The sequence below is a fragment of the Leptospira koniambonensis genome (assembly GCF_004769555.1).
GTDB lineage: Bacteria > Spirochaetota > Leptospiria > Leptospirales > Leptospiraceae > Leptospira_B > Leptospira_B koniambonensis.
The window spans coordinates 38320-55287 of sequence record NZ_RQFY01000004.1 but is presented as its reverse complement, the minus strand read 5'-3'; the positions used below and the strand labels follow the sequence as shown (position 1 = coordinate 55287).

17 protein-coding genes are annotated in these 16968 nt (G+C 39.4%); 7 read left to right on the top strand and 10 right to left on the bottom strand.

Features of this window, described 5'->3' with window-relative positions; genetic code table 11:
* Nucleotides 1-10: 10 nt before the first annotated feature.
* The 3 genes from EHQ52_RS04285 to EHQ52_RS04275 all read left to right on the top strand — a co-directional run bounded on the left by EHQ52_RS04285 (nt 11) and on the right by EHQ52_RS04275 (nt 2224).
* The gene (locus EHQ52_RS04285; protein WP_135614043.1) at nt 11-967 is read left to right on the top strand and encodes an acetaldehyde dehydrogenase (acetylating); all 957 of its coding nucleotides are present in this window, start codon (nt 11-13) and stop codon (nt 965-967) included.
* On the top strand, nt 964-1986 hold the full coding sequence (gene dmpG, locus EHQ52_RS04280) for a 4-hydroxy-2-oxovalerate aldolase (RefSeq protein ID WP_135614042.1): 1023 nt from the start codon (nt 964-966) through the stop codon (nt 1984-1986). The genes EHQ52_RS04285 and dmpG overlap by 4 nt, the downstream gene beginning before the upstream one ends.
* A 61-nt stretch (nt 1987-2047) precedes the next feature.
* Complete coding sequence (locus tag EHQ52_RS04275) at nt 2048-2224, top strand: YegP family protein (protein ID WP_135614041.1); 177 nt, start codon at nt 2048-2050, stop codon at nt 2222-2224.
* Nucleotides 2225-2318: 94 nt separating this feature from the next.
* Here EHQ52_RS04275 and EHQ52_RS04270 read toward each other — a convergent pair whose 3' ends face one another.
* Nucleotides 2319-3161, bottom strand: a complete 843-nt coding sequence (locus EHQ52_RS04270; RefSeq protein WP_135614040.1) for an SDR family NAD(P)-dependent oxidoreductase — start codon at nt 3159-3161, stop codon at nt 2319-2321.
* Nucleotides 3162-3188: 27 nt separating this feature from the next.
* Nucleotides 3189-4640 carry a flavin-containing monooxygenase gene (locus tag EHQ52_RS04265; protein WP_135614039.1) on the bottom strand — a complete coding sequence of 484 codons (1452 nt, stop codon included), beginning with the start codon at nt 4638-4640 and terminating at the stop codon, nt 3189-3191.
* Between the two features lie 229 nt (nt 4641-4869).
* Between EHQ52_RS04265 and EHQ52_RS04260 the strand changes: the two genes are divergently transcribed.
* From EHQ52_RS04260 to EHQ52_RS04250, 3 genes are all read left to right on the top strand, one after another.
* A complete protein-coding gene (locus EHQ52_RS04260; RefSeq protein ID WP_135614038.1) occupies nt 4870-5190 on the top strand; it encodes a DUF1330 domain-containing protein in 321 nt (106 codons plus the stop codon).
* Between the two features lie 18 nt (nt 5191-5208).
* Nucleotides 5209-5592, top strand: a complete 384-nt coding sequence (locus EHQ52_RS04255; RefSeq protein ID WP_135614037.1) for a TfoX/Sxy family protein — start codon at nt 5209-5211, stop codon at nt 5590-5592.
* Nucleotides 5593-5704: 112 nt separating this feature from the next.
* Entirely contained in the window at nt 5705-6400 is a 696-nt protein-coding gene (locus EHQ52_RS04250) for a FecR family protein (protein ID WP_135614036.1), read from the top strand.
* Here EHQ52_RS04250 and EHQ52_RS04245 read toward each other — a convergent pair whose 3' ends face one another.
* A complete protein-coding gene (locus tag EHQ52_RS04245; protein ID WP_086446975.1) occupies nt 6401-7249 on the bottom strand; it encodes a tetratricopeptide repeat protein in 849 nt (282 codons plus the stop codon).
* A gap of 113 nt (nt 7250-7362) precedes the next feature.
* Here EHQ52_RS04245 and EHQ52_RS04240 point away from each other — a divergent pair, with 113 nt between their 5' ends.
* A complete protein-coding gene (locus EHQ52_RS04240; protein ID WP_024864064.1) occupies nt 7363-7542 on the top strand; it encodes a hypothetical protein in 180 nt (59 codons plus the stop codon).
* Between the two features lie 70 nt (nt 7543-7612).
* On the opposite strand, the gene EHQ52_RS04235 is transcribed toward EHQ52_RS04240, so the two are convergent.
* The 7 genes from EHQ52_RS04235 to EHQ52_RS04205 all read right to left on the bottom strand — a co-directional run bounded on the left by EHQ52_RS04235 (nt 7613) and on the right by EHQ52_RS04205 (nt 16923).
* Nucleotides 7613-8437: a crotonase/enoyl-CoA hydratase family protein gene (locus tag EHQ52_RS04235; protein ID WP_100711333.1), complete on the bottom strand. Its 825-nt coding sequence runs from the start codon at nt 8435-8437 to the stop codon at nt 7613-7615.
* A gap of 43 nt (nt 8438-8480) precedes the next feature.
* Nucleotides 8481-9857: a histidine kinase dimerization/phosphoacceptor domain -containing protein gene (locus tag EHQ52_RS04230; protein WP_135614034.1), complete on the bottom strand. Its 1377-nt coding sequence runs from the start codon at nt 9855-9857 to the stop codon at nt 8481-8483.
* A gap of 307 nt (nt 9858-10164) precedes the next feature.
* Nucleotides 10165-11253, bottom strand: coding sequence for an alpha/beta hydrolase (locus tag EHQ52_RS04225; protein ID WP_208653451.1), 1089 nt, complete (start codon nt 11251-11253; stop codon nt 10165-10167).
* Between the two features lie 6 nt (nt 11254-11259).
* The gene (locus EHQ52_RS04220; protein WP_100711330.1) at nt 11260-12381 is read right to left on the bottom strand and encodes a peptidoglycan DD-metalloendopeptidase family protein; all 1122 of its coding nucleotides are present in this window, start codon (nt 12379-12381) and stop codon (nt 11260-11262) included.
* A gap of 92 nt (nt 12382-12473) precedes the next feature.
* Complete coding sequence (locus EHQ52_RS04215) at nt 12474-12884, bottom strand: bactofilin family protein (RefSeq protein ID WP_086446969.1); 411 nt, start codon at nt 12882-12884, stop codon at nt 12474-12476.
* Nucleotides 12885-13360: 476 nt separating this feature from the next.
* Nucleotides 13361-15835: a penicillin-binding protein 1A gene (locus tag EHQ52_RS04210; RefSeq protein ID WP_135614033.1), complete on the bottom strand. Its 2475-nt coding sequence runs from the start codon at nt 15833-15835 to the stop codon at nt 13361-13363.
* A gap of 20 nt (nt 15836-15855) precedes the next feature.
* Nucleotides 15856-16923: a zinc dependent phospholipase C family protein gene (locus EHQ52_RS04205; RefSeq protein ID WP_135614032.1), complete on the bottom strand. Its 1068-nt coding sequence runs from the start codon at nt 16921-16923 to the stop codon at nt 15856-15858.
* Nucleotides 16924-16968: the final 45 nt, after the last annotated feature.

Below are 16968 nucleotides of genomic sequence, written 5' to 3'. Positions count from 1 at the left end.
GGTACTTCTTATGGAAAAAAAAGTAAAAACCGCAATTATAGGCTCCGGTAATATTGGAACGGATCTAATGATCAAAATTTTGAGAAATTCGAAAGACTTGGAGTTAAGTGCCCTTGTAGGTATCGATAAAAATTCAGACGGATTAGCCAGGGCAAATAGATTAGGAATTCCCACTACTCACAAAGGTGTGCAAGGTTTATTGGAATTTCCTAATTTTGATGAAATAGAGATCGTATTCGATGCAACTTCAGCTTCTTCTCATATCGAGAATGATAGAATATTAAGGTCTAAAAATCCAAATCTTCAAATGATCGACTTAACTCCTGCTGCAGTTGGTCCTTATTGTGTTCCGGTAGTAAATTTGGAGCAGAATATAGATCAAAAAAATATCAATATGATCACTTGTGGTGGTCAAGCAACTGTTCCGATTGTGTATGCAGTTTCCCGAGTTGCGGAAGTTTATTATGCGGAAATTGTTGCATCAATTAGTAGCAAATCTGCGGGTCCAGGTACTAGAGCAAATATTGATGAGTTTACAGAGACAACCTCGAAAGCACTGGAATTAGTTGGCGGAGCGAAGAAGGGAAAATCGATTATAGTAATGAATCCTGCGGAACCTCCTCCGATGATGAGAGATACAATTTATATACTGTCGAAATTAGAAGAACAATCTAAAATCGAAGCTTCCATCTTAGAAATGGTAAGCTTAGTCCAAAGATACGTTCCTGGATATTGTCTGAAACAGAAAGTTTTATTCGATATCATTCCAGAAGATAAACCTCTTAAAATTCCTGGTATCGGAGCATATTCAGGATTAAAAACTACAGTATTCATAGAAGTAGAAGGCGCGGCACATTATCTGCCATCTTTCGCAGGAAACTTAGATATAATGACTTCTGCTGCTTTGGCGACAGGAGAAAGGATTTCTAAATTAAAAAATTCTAAATTGCGTGAGGTCGTAAAATGATCCTTCCAGGCAACAAAAAACTTTTTATTTCTGATGTCACTTTGCGAGATGGGAGCCATGCGATCCGCCATCAATATTCACTTGATCATATAAAAAATATAGTGCAGGCGCTTGATGATGCTAAAGTGGATAGTATCGAGATTGCTCACGGAGATGGACTCCAAGGTTCAAGTTTTAATTATGGATTTTCTGCTCATACCGATTTGGAGATGATCGAAGAAGCAAGTAAAATAGTTAAACATGCAAGAATCGCTACTTTACTTCTTCCTGGTATCGGAACAATTCATGACTTAAAAGACGCGTATAACGCGGGTGTTCGTTCAGTGAGAGTCGCAACTCATTGTACAGAGGCTGATATTTCTAAGCAGCATATAGAATATGCAAAACATTTAGGAATGGATGCAGTAGGTTTTCTGATGATGAGCCATATGATTTCCCCTCAAAAGTTGGCAGAACAAGGCAAATTGATGGAGAGTTACGGGGCAGAATGTATATACGTAGTGGATTCCGGCGGTGCTATGAATATGAATGATATTCGAGATCGTTTCCGTGCAATGAAAGATATTCTAAATCCCGAAACTCAGACTGGAATTCATGCTCATCATAATCTTTCTTTGGGAGTAGCAAATTCTATTGCCGCAGTGGAAGAAGGATGTGACCGAATTGATGCAAGCCTCGCCGGTATGGGTGCCGGTGCTGGGAATGCTCCTCTAGAAGTATTTATAGCGGCCGCTTCTCGGATGAATTGGGATCATGGGACTAATCTTTTCATTTTGATGGACGCTGCAGAAGATTTAGTTCGCCCTTTGCAGGATCGACCGGTTCGAGTAGATCGAGAAACACTCGCACTCGGATATGCAGGAGTTTATTCGAGTTTTTTACGTCATGCGGAAGAGGCATCTCGCAAATTCGGCATCAAAACGGTCGATATACTGATCGAATTAGGTAAACGGAAAATGGTAGGTGGCCAAGAAGATATGATAGTAGATGTTGCCTTGGATTTGTTGAAGACTTCGTAAAAATAAATTGACTCGTTCTTTTGTTTGGCACTATATTTCTTCCACCTATCGGAGGTTGGAAATGTCCGCAAAATTTGTAATTTATAAGGATGCGAAAGGAGAATATCGATTTAGATTAAAGGCCGCAAACGGAGAGATTATTGCTTCGAGTGAAGGATATTCTTCTAAACAGGCTTGTGAAAGCGGGATTGAATCTGTTAAGAAAAATGCACCAAGTGCATCTGTGGAAGAAGAGTAGTATTGTAAAAATTGTATATTCTGCGCGCAAAGAACTCGAAGAGCATAAAATCTATTGCCTCATAAAATAAAAATTATGCTCTTCGAATCTATCTTTACTTTGCCATTCTTCCCATAAGGGCCTTAGTAATGATTTTTGGATAAGAACTTGGGAAAATTCTCTGCATTATATCTAAGAACACAGCGTCTGGTCCAATAAGAACTCTGCGAGAATTTTTCTTTACTCCTTTTAAGATCACTTTTGCTGCACGTTCCGCAGTTGTTATAAACTGAGCGGACATTTTTTCTCCTGCAGTGTTTGGATCTAATCCGAGTGCTTTCACGCTGTCATTAGTCTTGGAACTTTTCGCAATTGCAGTTTTGATCCCGCCTGGATGAACACTAGTGGCGGAAACTTTTGCTTTAGTAAAATCCAATTCTTGTCTTAGAGTTTCTGTAAAACCTCTTACTGCAAATTTGGATGCATTGTATGCAGAAGTTCCTGGAACTGCTATGATCCCGAATACGCTGGAAGTATTGATGATATGTCCTTCTCCACTTTCTTTTAGGTAAGGTAGGAAGGCTTGGGTTCCGTTTACTACTCCGCCGAAGTTGATGTCCATTACTCTTTGGAAATCTTTAGATTCGAAACCTTCTATCGTGGAACCGTAGGCGATACCTGCGTTGTTGAATATTAAATTTACCTTATTATGATCTTTAACTACCTTGGAGGCCCAATCGAAGACTGCAGATCGATCGGATACATCTAATTTTTGGCTGGTAACAGATACATTTGGATTCTTCTTCTTTACTAATTGGACTGTTTCTGCGAGACCTGCTTCATTTACATCTGATAATGCAAGATTACATTCTTGTTCAGCAAGCTGGACTGCAAGTTCTCTCCCCATTCCGGATCCTGCTCCGGTGATAGCGGCAACTTTATTTTTAAAACTTTTCATTTGGTTTTTCTTCTTCCTATTTTGTATTTATCCGAACGATAAGTTGGAGTCGTTTACGTTTGCGAAATTTATGTCAAATAAATCCATTAGATAATTTTGATGGAATCTCCAAGGACGGTTTGCTCCTCTTTGAGGAAATTGTTCTATTGCTCTTTGGATGTATCCTGAATTTAGATCTAGGATTGGCTCCTTCTCCATTTTTGTAGGATCACAAACCGGCACACATTGTTTATAACCTTTTGCTTCCATATGGTTCAGAAGTCTTGCAACATAAGTAGAAGTTAAATCTGCTCTTAAAGTCCAAGATGCATTTGTATAGCCTACACAGAATGCGAAGTTTGGAACTCCACTCAACATCAATCCTTTGAAAGTAAATTGTTTAGAAATATCTATTGTTTCACCATCTACTTTCAACTGGATCCCGCCGATAGCGAGCAATTCTAGTCCAGTTGCAGTTACTATAATGTCTGCTTCTAATTCTTTTCCAGATTTTAATTTAATTCCGTTGGCTGTGAAAGTTTCAATATGATCTGTAACAATGGAAGCTTTACCTTTAGAGATTGATTTAAAAAGATCTGAGTCAGGAACCAGACATACCCTTTGGTCCCAAGGTTGGTAATTAGGTTTGAAATGAGTGTCTATATCGTAACCTTTCGGGAGAGAAACCTTCAATCTCAATCGAATCAACCATTTCGCAAAGTTAGGAGATCTTTTGCAAACTTGGTAAAACCAAATTTGGATCAGAATATTTTTGATCCGAGTAATATGATGAGCCAGTTTCGCAGGCAGAATAAATCTTAAAAAATCTGCGACTATATCTTTGGATGGAAGGCTGGTAATATAAGTCGGAGATCTCTGCAACATTGTAACATGAGAAGCATCATCTGCCATAGACGGAACTAACGTAACCGCAGTTGCACCACTTCCGATCACCACGACTTTTTTACCTTTGTAGTTTAAATTTTCTGGCCAATGTTGTGGGTGGATGATCTGGCCTTTAAAGTTTTTCGCTCCCGGAAAATTTGGAGTAAACCCTTTATCATAATTATAATAACCACTGCAGATATACAGAAAGTCCGCAGTATATGTGCGCTTTTCTTTTTTCGGCCCAACTTCTACATTCAAAGTCCAAAAGTTTTCTTTACTGGACCAAGAGGTTGATGTTACTCTATGTTCGAATCTGATATTACGATCTATCCCAAATTCGGATGCTGTTTCTCTCACATAATTTAGGATAGAAGGTCCGTCGGCGATCGCCTTCGCTTCTTTCCAAGGTCGGAAAGAATAACCCAATGTAAACATATCAGAATCTGAACGAATTCCCGGATAACGAAATAGGCTCCATGTCCCGCCGATATCTGCTCTACTTTCTAAGATTGTATATTTTTTGCCTGGGCAAAGTTTTTGCAGATGATAGCCGGCACTGATCCCTGATAAACCAGCGCCCACAGTGATCACGTCGAAATGTTCTTTTTGCATTTTTTCCTCGTGGGATATATTCTATCGATCCCTTTGAAGGGACCGATTACATCCCGCTTGTCTGTGAAGGATTTTGCACCAAAACCGAGTAAGATTCGACTGATCTTATAATATCGCCCTCAAAAATTCGTTCAAGATCATAAGAATATACGGATTTACAGTAGTTTATAGCTCAAAGTAATCCCTAAAAGACTTGCAACCATTTCAAAATCTACGATTGGAGAAGGTCATGAAGTATTACTCAGTAGCAGAATTGAATATCACCAGTGCTCGTTGGATCCCAGCCTATGTCCGTAACGTAACCAAGATGGTGGAAAAATTCGGGGGAAAATATCTTTCTAGAACCACGAATATGGAGAAAATAGAAGGGGATAGAAAACTTCCGCAGCTATTCTTAATCATTGAATGGCCTTCTCGAGAAGCAATGCAGACTTTCTTTCATTCGGAAGAATACAAACCTTTCCTCGAAAGTAGACGGAAAGGCTCCAATGGAGAATTCGTTTTGGTCCCAGGTGAAGATGTGAACCAACTTGCGAATGTTCCGGAGTGATAAGGTATAGGAAAGTATATGGCGATTAACGAAAAAACAGCTGAACGTGTTCGAAAAGCTCTCATTAAACAGAAGGAGGTAGAAGAGAAAAAAATGTTCGGCGGTATCTGCTTCATGGTAAATGGAAAGATGTGCGTTTGTGTCAGAGATGAAGAACTTATGTTTAGAATAGATCCTAAAGATTACGAATCTGTTTTAGAAAAGAAAAAAGCCAGACCAATGGTCCATAATGGAAATCTGATGAAGGGATTCTTATATGTAAATGTGGAAGATATAAAACCAGAGAAAGAGTTCGGATATTGGATAGGACTTGCTTTGGATTATAATAAGACCGCCAAAGAGGCTAAGAAGAAGACGAAACGGAAAGTCCCAGCTCCCAAGAAAACTTCTAAGAAAAAATAAGTTTAGATAAGAATTTTATTCGCTTCCTTCTTCGTTTAGAATAATTAAAAGACCGTCTTCTTTTTCAAAAATCGATTTACTTCCTTTAAAGGAACCTTCAAAATCGACGGCTATGAAAATATTATCAGTTCTATTTTTTCTAGGTTTAACATGTGTTTTGTTTTCTTGCGGTAAAAAGGATGCAAACATTGGTAAAGGAGTGATCACATTTGTTGTAGGTAATGTAACCTTAGAGAGAGGTTCCAAAAAATCTAAGGCAGAAGTGAACAAAGAGATCCAAAATGGTGACGTATTAGTTACAGACGAAGGCGCAACTGCAATGATCGCTTTTGGAGAAAATGCTTCTTTGTTGGAAATTCAATCCGGTTCCAAATTCCGCTTTGACGATATCAATTCAGACAAAAAGTTTTTCCAAGAAAAAGGAAGATCTTGGCTTCTATCTAATAAGCTTGTAAAAGGTGAGGGTTTAAGTTTAGGAACTCCAACGACTACTGCGGGTGTAAGAGGAACTAAATTTTATACAACTGTAGTAGATGATGTAACACTTATTTGCCATTGCCAAGGTAAGGTGGAACTCGAGAACAGCGCAGATCATTCTAAGATGATCCCTGCATCCGATTATCTTACTGTTACAAAAGGAACAAAAACAATTGTGATCGATAAGTCAGATCTATCAAAGATCGGGATCCCTTATGTTCATAATCATAGTGAAATAGACAATTCTCCTGTGGGAGAAAAAAATACTTTGAAATCGGAAGATTTTCTGAAGATCCAAGAATTGGCTAAGAAAAAATTAGAGGCGAAATAATTAGGCTTCGTCTATTTCAACATTCTCTAATGTATCAAAAAAACCGGTCTGCAATAGCGGACCGAAATCCACCATATCCTCTGCGGAAAGTTTAAGGCCATTTTCCATGGAGTAGGCCTGTAGCAGAGATGCGCAGGCTAAGTGACTTTCTTGCAATTGGGCGTGGGCCCTCGCTTTTACAACGAGTATGTCCGCGTCCGATTCTCCGAAATATTTGATATACAAATCTATAAACTTAAGTGCGTTTTTATGATCCGAAACTTTTAGATAACACTGAGCGATCATATCATAATGCAGGAATGTTTCTTCTTCGTCCATTCTCATGGCAGTTTTTAAAGAAGCTAGGGCCGAGTTATAATCTCCCCTCTGATAATACAAATATCCAAGCTCAGACCAAATATCTTTTCGTTTGATTCCTCTTCCTCTGGAAAGTTTTTCCTGAGATAATGCCTGTTTTAATACTTGGATCGCTTCATTCGATCTATCAGTATCTTTTAATAAACTCGCAAGAGTTAGATATAATTCTAATTGGTCTGGAAATAGCTCAATAGCAGAGGTGAGTATCTTTTTAGCTGATTTAAAATTATGGACCTTGATGAGGTAATTCGCATAATAGAGTCTGCTTTCCGGATGAGTCGAAAAACGATCCTGCAATTCCTGGAAAAGATTCAGAGTCTCCCTTGTATTCCCAATATAATATTGGCACCAAGCCTGGCGGTTTTTTACCTTTACTACGGTTTTGGGATTTTGGGTAAAATTCAGGGATTCTTTGTATAGGTTGAACGCCTTAGTAAATTCTCTCTGCCTTTCCCTATGGATGGCGCTTATGATCAGTTCCCGAAAACCCACGACCTGGACAGGCTAAAAAAATTCCTAAAATAATCAAGTTTTCCACAGATCAACCGATGATTGAAACGGGGGCAAAGGAAAGAAAAAATCCCCAGTTCAACGAGGTAAAGAAAATGGAAATCGGTAGCCAAACCAGCCAATCTCTCATGATCGAAAGAATCGCCAATCTGCCTAGAGAAATATTCCAAGCTCAGTCAGATATGAATTCTAAACTTTTGAAGCTGAACGTAGAGGCTCAAGTGCAAGCACAGGCTTCTGAAGGTAGATCCAGACTTTTGGATCTGTACGTTTAATTAGGATGTAGGAATTCCACAAAACGGATTTATATCGTCTGTAGGAGTTCCCACATCCACGCGCGCTTTATCAGTTCTTATTATATTCCGGCCTTTTTCTATCTTTAAAGGCTTTCATAGCTTCTCTAAAATCTCTGGAATCCATAAAACTGGAATTCCAAACTGCGACATAGTTCAAACCAACAGCTAAAGGTTTTCCTTCGGAGTAGTTCATTACTTCCTTAGTACCTTCTACCACTATTCTTGGATTTGCAGCGATCTCGGAAGCAGTTGCGATTGCGCCTTCCAAAAGTTGGTCTTGGTCCTTGAACAATTTAGAGACAAGCCCCATTCTGAGAGCTTCTTCTCCGTCTATGTCCTTGCCGGTGTATGCGAGTTCTCTTGTGTTTCCTTGTCCAATAATAGAAGGAAGTCTATTGATAGAACCCATGTCTGCTACGATCGCTACCTTTGCTTCTCTTAAGGAGATGCTTGCATCGTAGGTTGCATAACGAATATCACAAGCGGAGATCAGATCGAGTCCACCACCGATACAATGTTTTTGGACTGCGGCAACAGAAGGTTTGGGAGAATCATAAACTGCGTTGATCCCTTTCTGCATTCTTAGGATCAGCTCGTAGAATTTTTTACGATCATCACCATAAGTACCTTGTACTACAGATCCAAATTCCTGGAAGAATGAGTCCAGATCCAAACCTGTGGAGAATGATTTGCCTCTTGCTGCAACTACGAAGGATCTGATTTTTTGATTGGAGTTAATTTCATGTACGACATCAGGAAGGTCTCTCCAGAAACTCCAGTTCATCGCGTTTCTTTTGTCGGGACGGTTTAAGAAGACGATAGCTACTCCGTCTTCTCTCTCGACGATTTCAAAGAATTCAAAGTTTGTCTTCATCGGGATCAGAGTTATCCGATTCAGCCGACGAGTAAAACGTTTTTTAGGTCTCGTGTCTTGCGGGGAAGCTTAAGGTGACTTTACAGCCGTTTTCGTTCTCAAGCTTAAGTTTTCCTCTTAGAAGTTTTACGAAAGAATCTACCAAAGAAAGTCCTAAAGAGCCTGAATTGCGTGTTTGGGCCAATATATCATCAGACAAGCCGACTCCATCATCTTTGACTTCTAAGAAATATTGTTCGTCATTCAAACTAAAACGGATCAATATAGAACCACTCTCTATACCTTTGAATCCATGTTTGAATGAGTTAGTTAAAAGTTCGTTGATGATCAATGCACAGTTCATTCCCATCTCGCTTGGGATCTTAGGAGTTTGGATATCCAACGCTAGTTTGAACTTAGAACGATCTATTTTATACACTTCGAATAAAAGGTCGGTAAGCTTACGAACATATAGATCAAAACTAATAGATGAAAGATCGTGGTTTTCATAAAGCACTTCGTGCAGAAGGGCCACTGCCTGTATCCTATGCTGACTGTCCTTGAAAATATCCAAGGTCTCTTGATCCTTCAGATTAGAAGCATTCATGCTCAATAGAGAAGAAATAACAGTAAGATTGTTTTTGATCCTATGATGGATCTCTTTTAAGTAAGACTGGTTTGTATTATCCGATTCTCCCAAACGAAGAACAGTGATACTTCCGCTGGATTTTCCTTCTGTGTTTAAGATAGGGGAGATCTGAATAGATACCGCAGTTTTATTTCCGATCCCATCTACAGCGAATATTCCATTTTTCTCAATTGTTTGGTTAGAAGATAATACATCCGAAAGCGGAAGAGTATAAGAAGAAAAGTTTGAATCTTCTAATTTTAAGATCTTTGTTAAAGAAAGTCCTATGGATTCCGCGTAGCTTAGTCCTGCGATCTTTTCGGCCACTGGATTGCAGAATAATACTAGGCCATTCTCATCAGTAGTGATGATCCCCGATTCCATTTGGTTTAAAGTGGATTTTAAGGATTCTTCGTTTTTGCGATTTCTATGTTCCAGCTCGTTTTTGTACAAAGCTACTTCGATAGAAGAGCGGAGTTGGTCAGACTCAAACGGTTTAACAATATAACCTAGAGGTTGGGTCCTTTTGGCTCTGTTGAGAGTGTTCTCATCCGCGTATGCTGTAAGATAAATAACAGGTGTTTGAAATCTATTTCGTAGGAGTTCCGCAGTTTGGATCCCATCCAGATTCCCTTCTATATTGATATCCATTAGGACCAGATCAGGATGATTTTCTTCTGCCTTTTGGATGGCCTCCTCTCCGGAGGATGTGATGCCTACAAGATCGTAACCTAATTTTTTAAGTTTCTGGCCCAAGTTAACTGCGACTATGATCTCATCTTCTACAACTAGGATCTTAGGTTTTGTGAGCATACTTCTAATCTACGAATAAAACCGATTGTTTCAACCATATAAATGAAAAATGATAGGTGAAAATATCTGTGGAAAAGTTGGCTCGAAATTTATACCCATCCTTGCAAGTAAAATCGAATATAAGTGAGATTTTTGTGAAGATCAGTTATTACCTGTAATCTTTTTTGAAACAACTATCAGTATATAAAAACTTCTCTAATCCTTTCGGACTAAAATTTGAAAGTTTTTGATATATCGTCTAACGTGCATTAGCAAACGGATGTCCCCATCCCTGGTACAAGTGGATCGATTCCTAATTTAGAAGGATTTAATTTCGGAGAATATAGTTTTCGTTCCCGTATGACCTACGGATGAACAATCTCTTCTCCGCTCCCAGGCCTAAAAACAGTTGGTATAGGTCTGTTAGGATTGGGCGGGAAGAATAATATCCGTGACCCAATGACAATAAAGAAGAGTCGATCGGGTTCACATTGACCACATCCACACCTGGAAATTTAGAGCAGGCCCCTAATCTTCCTGTTTGGTGTATTTGTGCAGAGGCAAATAAAGCTGAGTCTCCGGGAGAGCAGTATAATGTGATCCTTTCAGAAGATTTTAATAAACTGTCCAAGATGAGTATGAACTCACCTGTATCATAATCAGGCGCATTCAAGACTAATTCTTTTAGAAATGGTTTGTTTCCCGATTCTTTAGAAAGTTCAGAAATTGAATTTAGGACCACTTGGTGTCCCATTGAGTGAACTAATAGATGGATCTTCTTATTGGTAGCAGCCATTCTTTTTAGGAAGGTTTTGAAAGATTCCCTGCTACTTCTCGCAGATACCAAATTTTTTTCGTAAGTGGTTTTTAGGAAGAAGGTCCCGAGCATGGAACCATCTCCTCCCGCAGGCCAAGTATACAATGCCACCTTACCCGGGAATTTCAGATCGTATTTGAGCTGAGCTGCTCTCAAAATTGCTTCTTCGAAGTTTACATTAAATCCGTGAACGAACACGATTACTTCTTCGAAAGGATCTTCTTCAATTCGTTTCCACCAGAGTTTTTCATGCTCTTCTTTGGTCTTGCCTTGGATCCCAAGTTTATGATCTAAAAATTGAAATGATTTTTCTTTGTTTCCCAGACCAAAGGGTAGGGCGCCTATCTCTCTATCTGCAGGAACATTTATTACGCAGGACCCAGATTGAGTTCCCATATTCCCGAAATTCAGAAAATAAGAATTAGAACAAGCAACTTGTGTTCCTGGATTAACCGCTCTGGAAGTATTAAAAAATACTTCGATACCATGAGTGGAAGAATATTGAGAATTGGTCCTTTTATTCAGATGTTCGGAAATAGAAGGCTCGCAGCCAAAATATAGAACAAAACTAAGTAAAAAAAAGAAAGATCGAAATATCATAATATCTTAATGGTTCGGTTTAGAGCCTCTTTTATAACTGAGGCCTTTTAAATATTTTCCAGGGTTTACCGATTTCCCCTTTTGTATAACTTCAAAATGTAAGTGAGGACCGAAACAGTAACCTGTACATCCTGAGGTTGCGATCTTTTTACCAGCAACCACATAGTCTCCTCGTTTTACATTCAGCCTGGAATTATGAGCATATAATGTTTTAAAATCGTCGTTATGTTCGATCACGATCGCGTTTCCGTAACCACCCATCCAGCCAGAGAATACTACCTTACCATTACGAGCAGCCATCACTGCTTCGTAATTTGCTTTTAGGTCTAATGCTTCGTGGAATTTATGCTGAGGGAAGGTTCTCCATCCATAATTAGAAGTTACTACATGAGAAGTAACAGGAACCACCCATTTAGGAGCAGGATCCGGGATCACAGCTCCTGGAAGAAAAACTTTTTGGCCAGGACGAAGAATATCTAGATCATCCAGCTTATTCTCTTCTAAAATTTCATCTAGGTTTACTTTATAAAGAGAAGCTACCTTAGCAACGGTATCTCCTGCCTTGAATTTATATAATAGTCCTTGTTTATTCGGGATCTGTAATATTTGTCCCGGATACAGTGTGTCTTCTAAATTGATATTAGAAGAACCTGCGATGGATTCCATGGAGACCTTATAACGAGTCGCGATCTCTGAAAGTGTTTCGTTTCTTTTAACTTTATAGGTAACTACTTTAAGTTGTTTCTTCTTATCAGAAGCACTCTTGATCTCATTTGCCATCAAGATAGTGAGTTTTGCTTTTTCAGATTCTTCTAAGAACTTTTCGTCGCCTTTTTTAGCTTTTAAGTCTTCTGAATCGTTCTCAGTTACTTCTGTAGAAGCAGATTCCATAGAAGCATTAGATGGGCTCATCCAAATTCCTAAAAATAGGACCATAAAAATGACCGATGCAACAAGAGGGATAACGCGGAATTTACGTCTTCTGAAGTCCAGGTTCCCGTGATATAGGTTTCCCCTGAAATAAAAGGAATAATGGAAATGGAAAGCGCCCAGGTAGATCAGGGTGAAATTATCTGTCCGGAGGATTTCTTTTCCTGCGGTCAATTGCCTGGGCTTCTTGAAGATCATACTATGAGTATCGGTCGATCGGGTGGAGAACCACCCGAGTTTTTGATTCGAACAAATCTAAGAGGTGGGAAAAAGAACTCGGGGTTTGAGAGTTATTCTTCCTTTCCGTTGTCCAATGTCCTTGTGCCGCCAAAAGATTCTTCTACGATCTTTTTAACGTCTTTCTTTTGGCCGCCAGTTACGGTGATATTTCCTTTAGCTACCACACCTTTTGCCAGGGAAAGAGCGGGAGCGATAATATCACCTAAGAGACGTCCAGTTTCTTCCAAGCGGACTTCTGATTCCGCTTTAATGTTTCCGATCAAGGTTCCTGCTACGATCACTTCTCTTGCGGAAATGTTAGTGCGGACCTTACCAGTTTCTCCAATAAATAATGCGTCGTCGGTTTTAATTTCCCCTTCGAATTTTCCGTCGATACGTAGGGAACCAGCGATATAGAATTTGCCCTCAAATATGGACCCTGGGCCGATTACGCTGTTATTATTATCCTTACCGATGGCCATCTGTTACTCCTGACTGCTGATTCATCTATTTGGTGGGCGGTTCCGAAATCGACAACTCTTTTTGTAAAAGGTGGATAAGAGAAGATATAAGGGGGAGGGTCCCCCTCGCTTCAGCCGCTTTGCGTCTTCCGCTCCCCCTCTCCGGGAATCTTATTTCTTCGGACCCCGGACCGACTTGGTTGTAAGAAAATAAATTTAAGTCTCACGCAGAGCCACAGAGAGGTTTTAGGCAAAGTAATTGCTAGATAGGATATTTATTTGGGACTCTTCGAGCTTGGCTAATTAATTAGTGGTCTTTTTTCCACGCGAAGCCGCGAAGCTAAAAAGAGCCTTTTGTTTAACTAGTTTGAAAATCTTCTCTTCTTAGCGCCTTTGCGTGAAAATTTAGAAATTTTACAAAATCAAAAGATCAAACTACGCAAAGTCAAATTTTAAATTCGTCGCAGCCTTAACATCGCGAACACTGCATTTAGAATCTACCGGATTACATCTTCGTCACCCTCAAAGAGGTTCGGTTTTTTCTTTTTGGTCGTTCCCGGGTCTGCGGTATGGGTAGGAGTCGGATCCGGCTCGCTCATTCCTCTATGGTCTTCGCAGACTTCTTTAGGAACTGTATCTTTATCAAAAACTTCTTCTTCTGTTTGGTAACAATGGCTCCCAGGAAGTTTTCCGGAGATGGAGCAGATGGTCCTACGCACAATTTTTGCGTCTCCGAAATCGAACGATTTAGATTTTTCTTTAACAAGTGCGTTCGCCATAAATCTTCCCCAGATGGGAGCGGCTACAACTGCACCTGACATTCCTCTGCCGAGTGAAAGTGTTCCTGTATCATATCCCACCCAAACGACCGCTACAAGTTCAGGAGTGTAACCTGCAAACCAAGCATCTCTAAAATTATTTGTAGTTCCTGTTTTTCCTGCAGCAGGACGAGTGAGTCCGTAAGATCTTGCTCCTGTTCCTGTTCCTTTTTTGATCACATCTTCCATCATGGAAGTGATGACGTAACTAGTTTCAGGGGAGAGTAATCTTTTCCTTTCTTTGGATTCGAATTCTTTTCTGAAATCTTTGATCAGATTTCCTTGTTCATCTTCTACATATAAAACGCTGAGAGGGAAAACTTGTTTTCCTCCGGAAGCAAATACTGCGTAGGATCTTGCGAGTTCGTAAGGAGAAACTTCAAAACTTCCTAATGCGATTGAAAAGTCTCTTGGAAGATTTCTATTCTCTACTTGTAAAAGTTTTTCGAGCCTTGGTAGAAGATTATTAAGACCAGTATGTTCCAGTAATCGAACAGCAACACTATTTCTAGAAAGTTCGAGTGCTTGTCTTAAACGGATAAAGCCGGAATATTCTCCTGAATAATTGCTTGGGTTCCATTCATCTCCATCTTCCAAAACATATTGGAGAGGGGAGTCATCAAATAAAGAAGCAGCAGTAACATTTTTCTTATCATCTGGATGTTCATGATAATATTCCATCGCAGAAGCATACACTAAAGGTTTGAATGCGGAGCCCGGTTGTCTGTATGCTTGGAATGCACGGATCTGTTGGTTATCAGATCTAAATCCAGAACCTCCTACCATTGCGGTGATATGGCCTGTGTCTGGACGAATGGAAATTAACGCACCTTCTACAGGAAGTAGATGGTCTTCGGTAGCTTGGGTCCTATAATTCCAATCGATTGCTTCTCCCAAACCTTCTGTACCTGAGATTAAATTTAAGACGGCTAAATCGTCCCTAAATTCTTCCTGCCAAGCTCTGTTGAATGTTCTATAAGAACGGGAGATCCTAAATTTGAATTCAGGAAGATCATGAAGTTCTGCTAAAAGTTTATAGGTAGAGCCATAGGAATCTTCGAATGAATCTATTTTAGTAAAAGCCCTTTGGTTAGACAATTGGGTTTGTTGTTTCAAACCTGCAGCAAGAGCCTTTTCTGCCTGGGATTGGTGCTGTATGTTTAGGGTGGTATAGATCTTTAAACCGCCCTCATAGATCTGCTGAGAAGGAATATAACGAGCCAGGTTCTTACGCACATATTCCGTAAAATAAGGGAATTTGTTAAGACGATCTGAGAATGCAGAGTCGTTAGGAGAACGATTTAAGGTTATATAATATTCGGAAAATGCTTCGAACTCCCTTTCTGCTGTGTCCACATCTAGGATCCCGTTTTCTACCAACTTTTTGAATACAACCCTTACTTTTGAGGCAGATGTATTTGGATTCACTAAGGGAGAAAATTCTTTAGGTCTTGTGGTCAAACTTGCGAGAAGTGCTGCTTCTCCCCAGCTTAAGTCTTTGATATCTTTTCTGAAATAGAATTTTGCTGCTGCACCTACGCCGATGGTTCCATGACCAAGTGGGATCTCATTTAGATAGATGCCTATTAAGGTTTTCTTATCGAATACTAATTCTAAGAGTAATGCGAGCCAAGCTTCTCTTGCTTTACGTAAGAAAGATCTTTCAGTGTTTAAGAATTTTAATCTGGCAACCTGTTGAGTGATAGTAGATGCACCTTCTTTTACTCTTCCTGCAAGAAGGTTGACCATTGTGGCTCTGAATATCCCTCGAAGATCTAATCCCTTATGAGATCTGAAATTATTATCTTCTGTAGAAACAAAACAACGAATGACTTTATTATCTTCGAAACCACCAGGAAGATCTTCGTCAGTGATTACAACTCTGGAAAATCTATAAAACTCTGCGATTGGTTCGTATTTTCCTTCCGTATTAAGTCCGAAAAGTAGAGAAGGTTTTTCGTAACGATCCGCCTTAGGGACCTGCCAAATATCTTTGATAGAGAATACGAATAGAAATCCGTTTAAGAAAATAAGTCCCAAAACAAGATATAAAAGTTTACGAACAGGATCAGAAGAATCCAAACGAGATTGGATCCTGTCTCTAAAAAGTACTACGAAATATCTTGTGAAAAAATCTACTGGTTCGTGTTTCATTTGGTCTTATTTCTGATTTCTTATAAAGGCGAAAATTGGCGCATCTTATCTATGCCATGGAACCTAAGTCCAGTATCTAGATTATATCCTTGATATTCTTTGATCATAGAAGAACGAGAAGTTTTGTCGTGAACATAACCCCATGCATTTGTAACTGCATCTTTTGCAGATTCACAAGCCTTATTGATCAATTCTACGAAAGAATCATTACGAATTAAATTAGGGTCCGCAGGATAAGACCATTCTCTTTTTTCTTCGTTCATGATCCTTTTATCTATATGTTCCTTTAATGGAAGCATTAGAACGGAAGAATTTACTTTATGCAAAGTGATCTTATCTAAAAAACTAAGTGCTGCTCTTACTATCTTACTTCTGGAATCCAAGTATCTATGAAAATACAAATAACCTAAGAAAGATTCGTTTAGAATATCTCCTGGGATGATCTTTTCTTCGGAGCCAATATATTTTTCTTTAAATTCTTTCGGGAAAGTTGCCTTTAAACTTTTTAACCAAAAGTTCCAAAGCATAGGATCCATTTTTTTCTGCCCATCTTTACCTTTGAAAATCACATCTACATGTTGCACAAAGTCATACGCTTTAGGAGTCATTCCCCATCTGAAATCCAAAAGCCAAGAATCCAAAGCGAACTCAACTCTCATATGATTGTACTGAGCCTTGGAGCTGATCTCTTTATCAGCATTATAATAATCTCCGGAGATAAAAAAGATATAAGGATGGGTGACGATATCCACAGCGCAGTGGATGATATAACCTAGGGTGAATGCAAGAAAACGATCTCTATAAATTCCTTCCTCAACAGTGAGGACCCCATCTAAAAAGTTCAGGATCAATTCCAAAACGTTTTCATGATGGCTTAGGTCTCCCCAAGGCAGGGCCTTTTTGGTGCGAACGGGAGAAAGAACATGATAAAAATAAAAAATGTCAGGAGCAATCGCACCTATATTGGCAAACTTACGGGTACCTTCTTCTCTTAAAAGTTTTGCGATCTTTCTTTGTTCTGCGGTTCCGTGATCCAGATGTTTGCAGACTTGGGAAAGAGCTTCGAGATGAGTGATTTTGCCTGCCATATCAGAATTTTGCCTTTGAAAAAACCCGGACCGCTCTAAAAGATG

Bases quoted from the DNA above. Each gene is read 5' to 3' on its own strand.
- EHQ52_RS04240 (WP_024864064.1), top strand. From the start codon at position 7,363: ATGGAAATCGGTAGCCAAACCAGCCAATCTCTCATGATCGAAAGAATC.
- EHQ52_RS04210 (WP_135614033.1), bottom strand. From the start codon at position 15,835: ATGAAACACGAACCAGTAGATTTTTTCACAAGATATTTCGTAGTACTT.
- EHQ52_RS04270 (WP_135614040.1), bottom strand. From the start codon at position 3,161: ATGAAAAGTTTTAAAAATAAAGTTGCCGCTATCACCGGAGCAGGATCC.
- EHQ52_RS04265 (WP_135614039.1), bottom strand. From the start codon at position 4,640: ATGCAAAAAGAACATTTCGACGTGATCACTGTGGGCGCTGGTTTATCA.
- EHQ52_RS04225 (WP_208653451.1), bottom strand. From the start codon at position 11,253: ATGATATTTCGATCTTTCTTTTTTTTACTTAGTTTTGTTCTATATTTT.
- EHQ52_RS04235 (WP_100711333.1), bottom strand. From the start codon at position 8,437: ATGAAGACAAACTTTGAATTCTTTGAAATCGTCGAGAGAGAAGACGGA.
- dmpG (WP_135614042.1), top strand. From the start codon at position 964: ATGATCCTTCCAGGCAACAAAAAACTTTTTATTTCTGATGTCACTTTG.
- EHQ52_RS04215 (WP_086446969.1), bottom strand. From the start codon at position 12,884: ATGGCCATCGGTAAGGATAATAATAACAGCGTAATCGGCCCAGGGTCC.
- EHQ52_RS04260 (WP_135614038.1), top strand. From the start codon at position 4,870: ATGAAGTATTACTCAGTAGCAGAATTGAATATCACCAGTGCTCGTTGG.
- EHQ52_RS04275 (WP_135614041.1), top strand. From the start codon at position 2,048: ATGTCCGCAAAATTTGTAATTTATAAGGATGCGAAAGGAGAATATCGA.
- EHQ52_RS04285 (WP_135614043.1), top strand. From the start codon at position 11: ATGGAAAAAAAAGTAAAAACCGCAATTATAGGCTCCGGTAATATTGGA.
- EHQ52_RS04220 (WP_100711330.1), bottom strand. From the start codon at position 12,381: ATGATCTTCAAGAAGCCCAGGCAATTGACCGCAGGAAAAGAAATCCTC.
- EHQ52_RS04255 (WP_135614037.1), top strand. From the start codon at position 5,209: ATGGCGATTAACGAAAAAACAGCTGAACGTGTTCGAAAAGCTCTCATT.
- EHQ52_RS04205 (WP_135614032.1), bottom strand. From the start codon at position 16,923: ATGGCAGGCAAAATCACTCATCTCGAAGCTCTTTCCCAAGTCTGCAAA.
- EHQ52_RS04250 (WP_135614036.1), top strand. From the start codon at position 5,705: ATGAAAATATTATCAGTTCTATTTTTTCTAGGTTTAACATGTGTTTTG.
- EHQ52_RS04230 (WP_135614034.1), bottom strand. From the start codon at position 9,857: ATGCTCACAAAACCTAAGATCCTAGTTGTAGAAGATGAGATCATAGTC.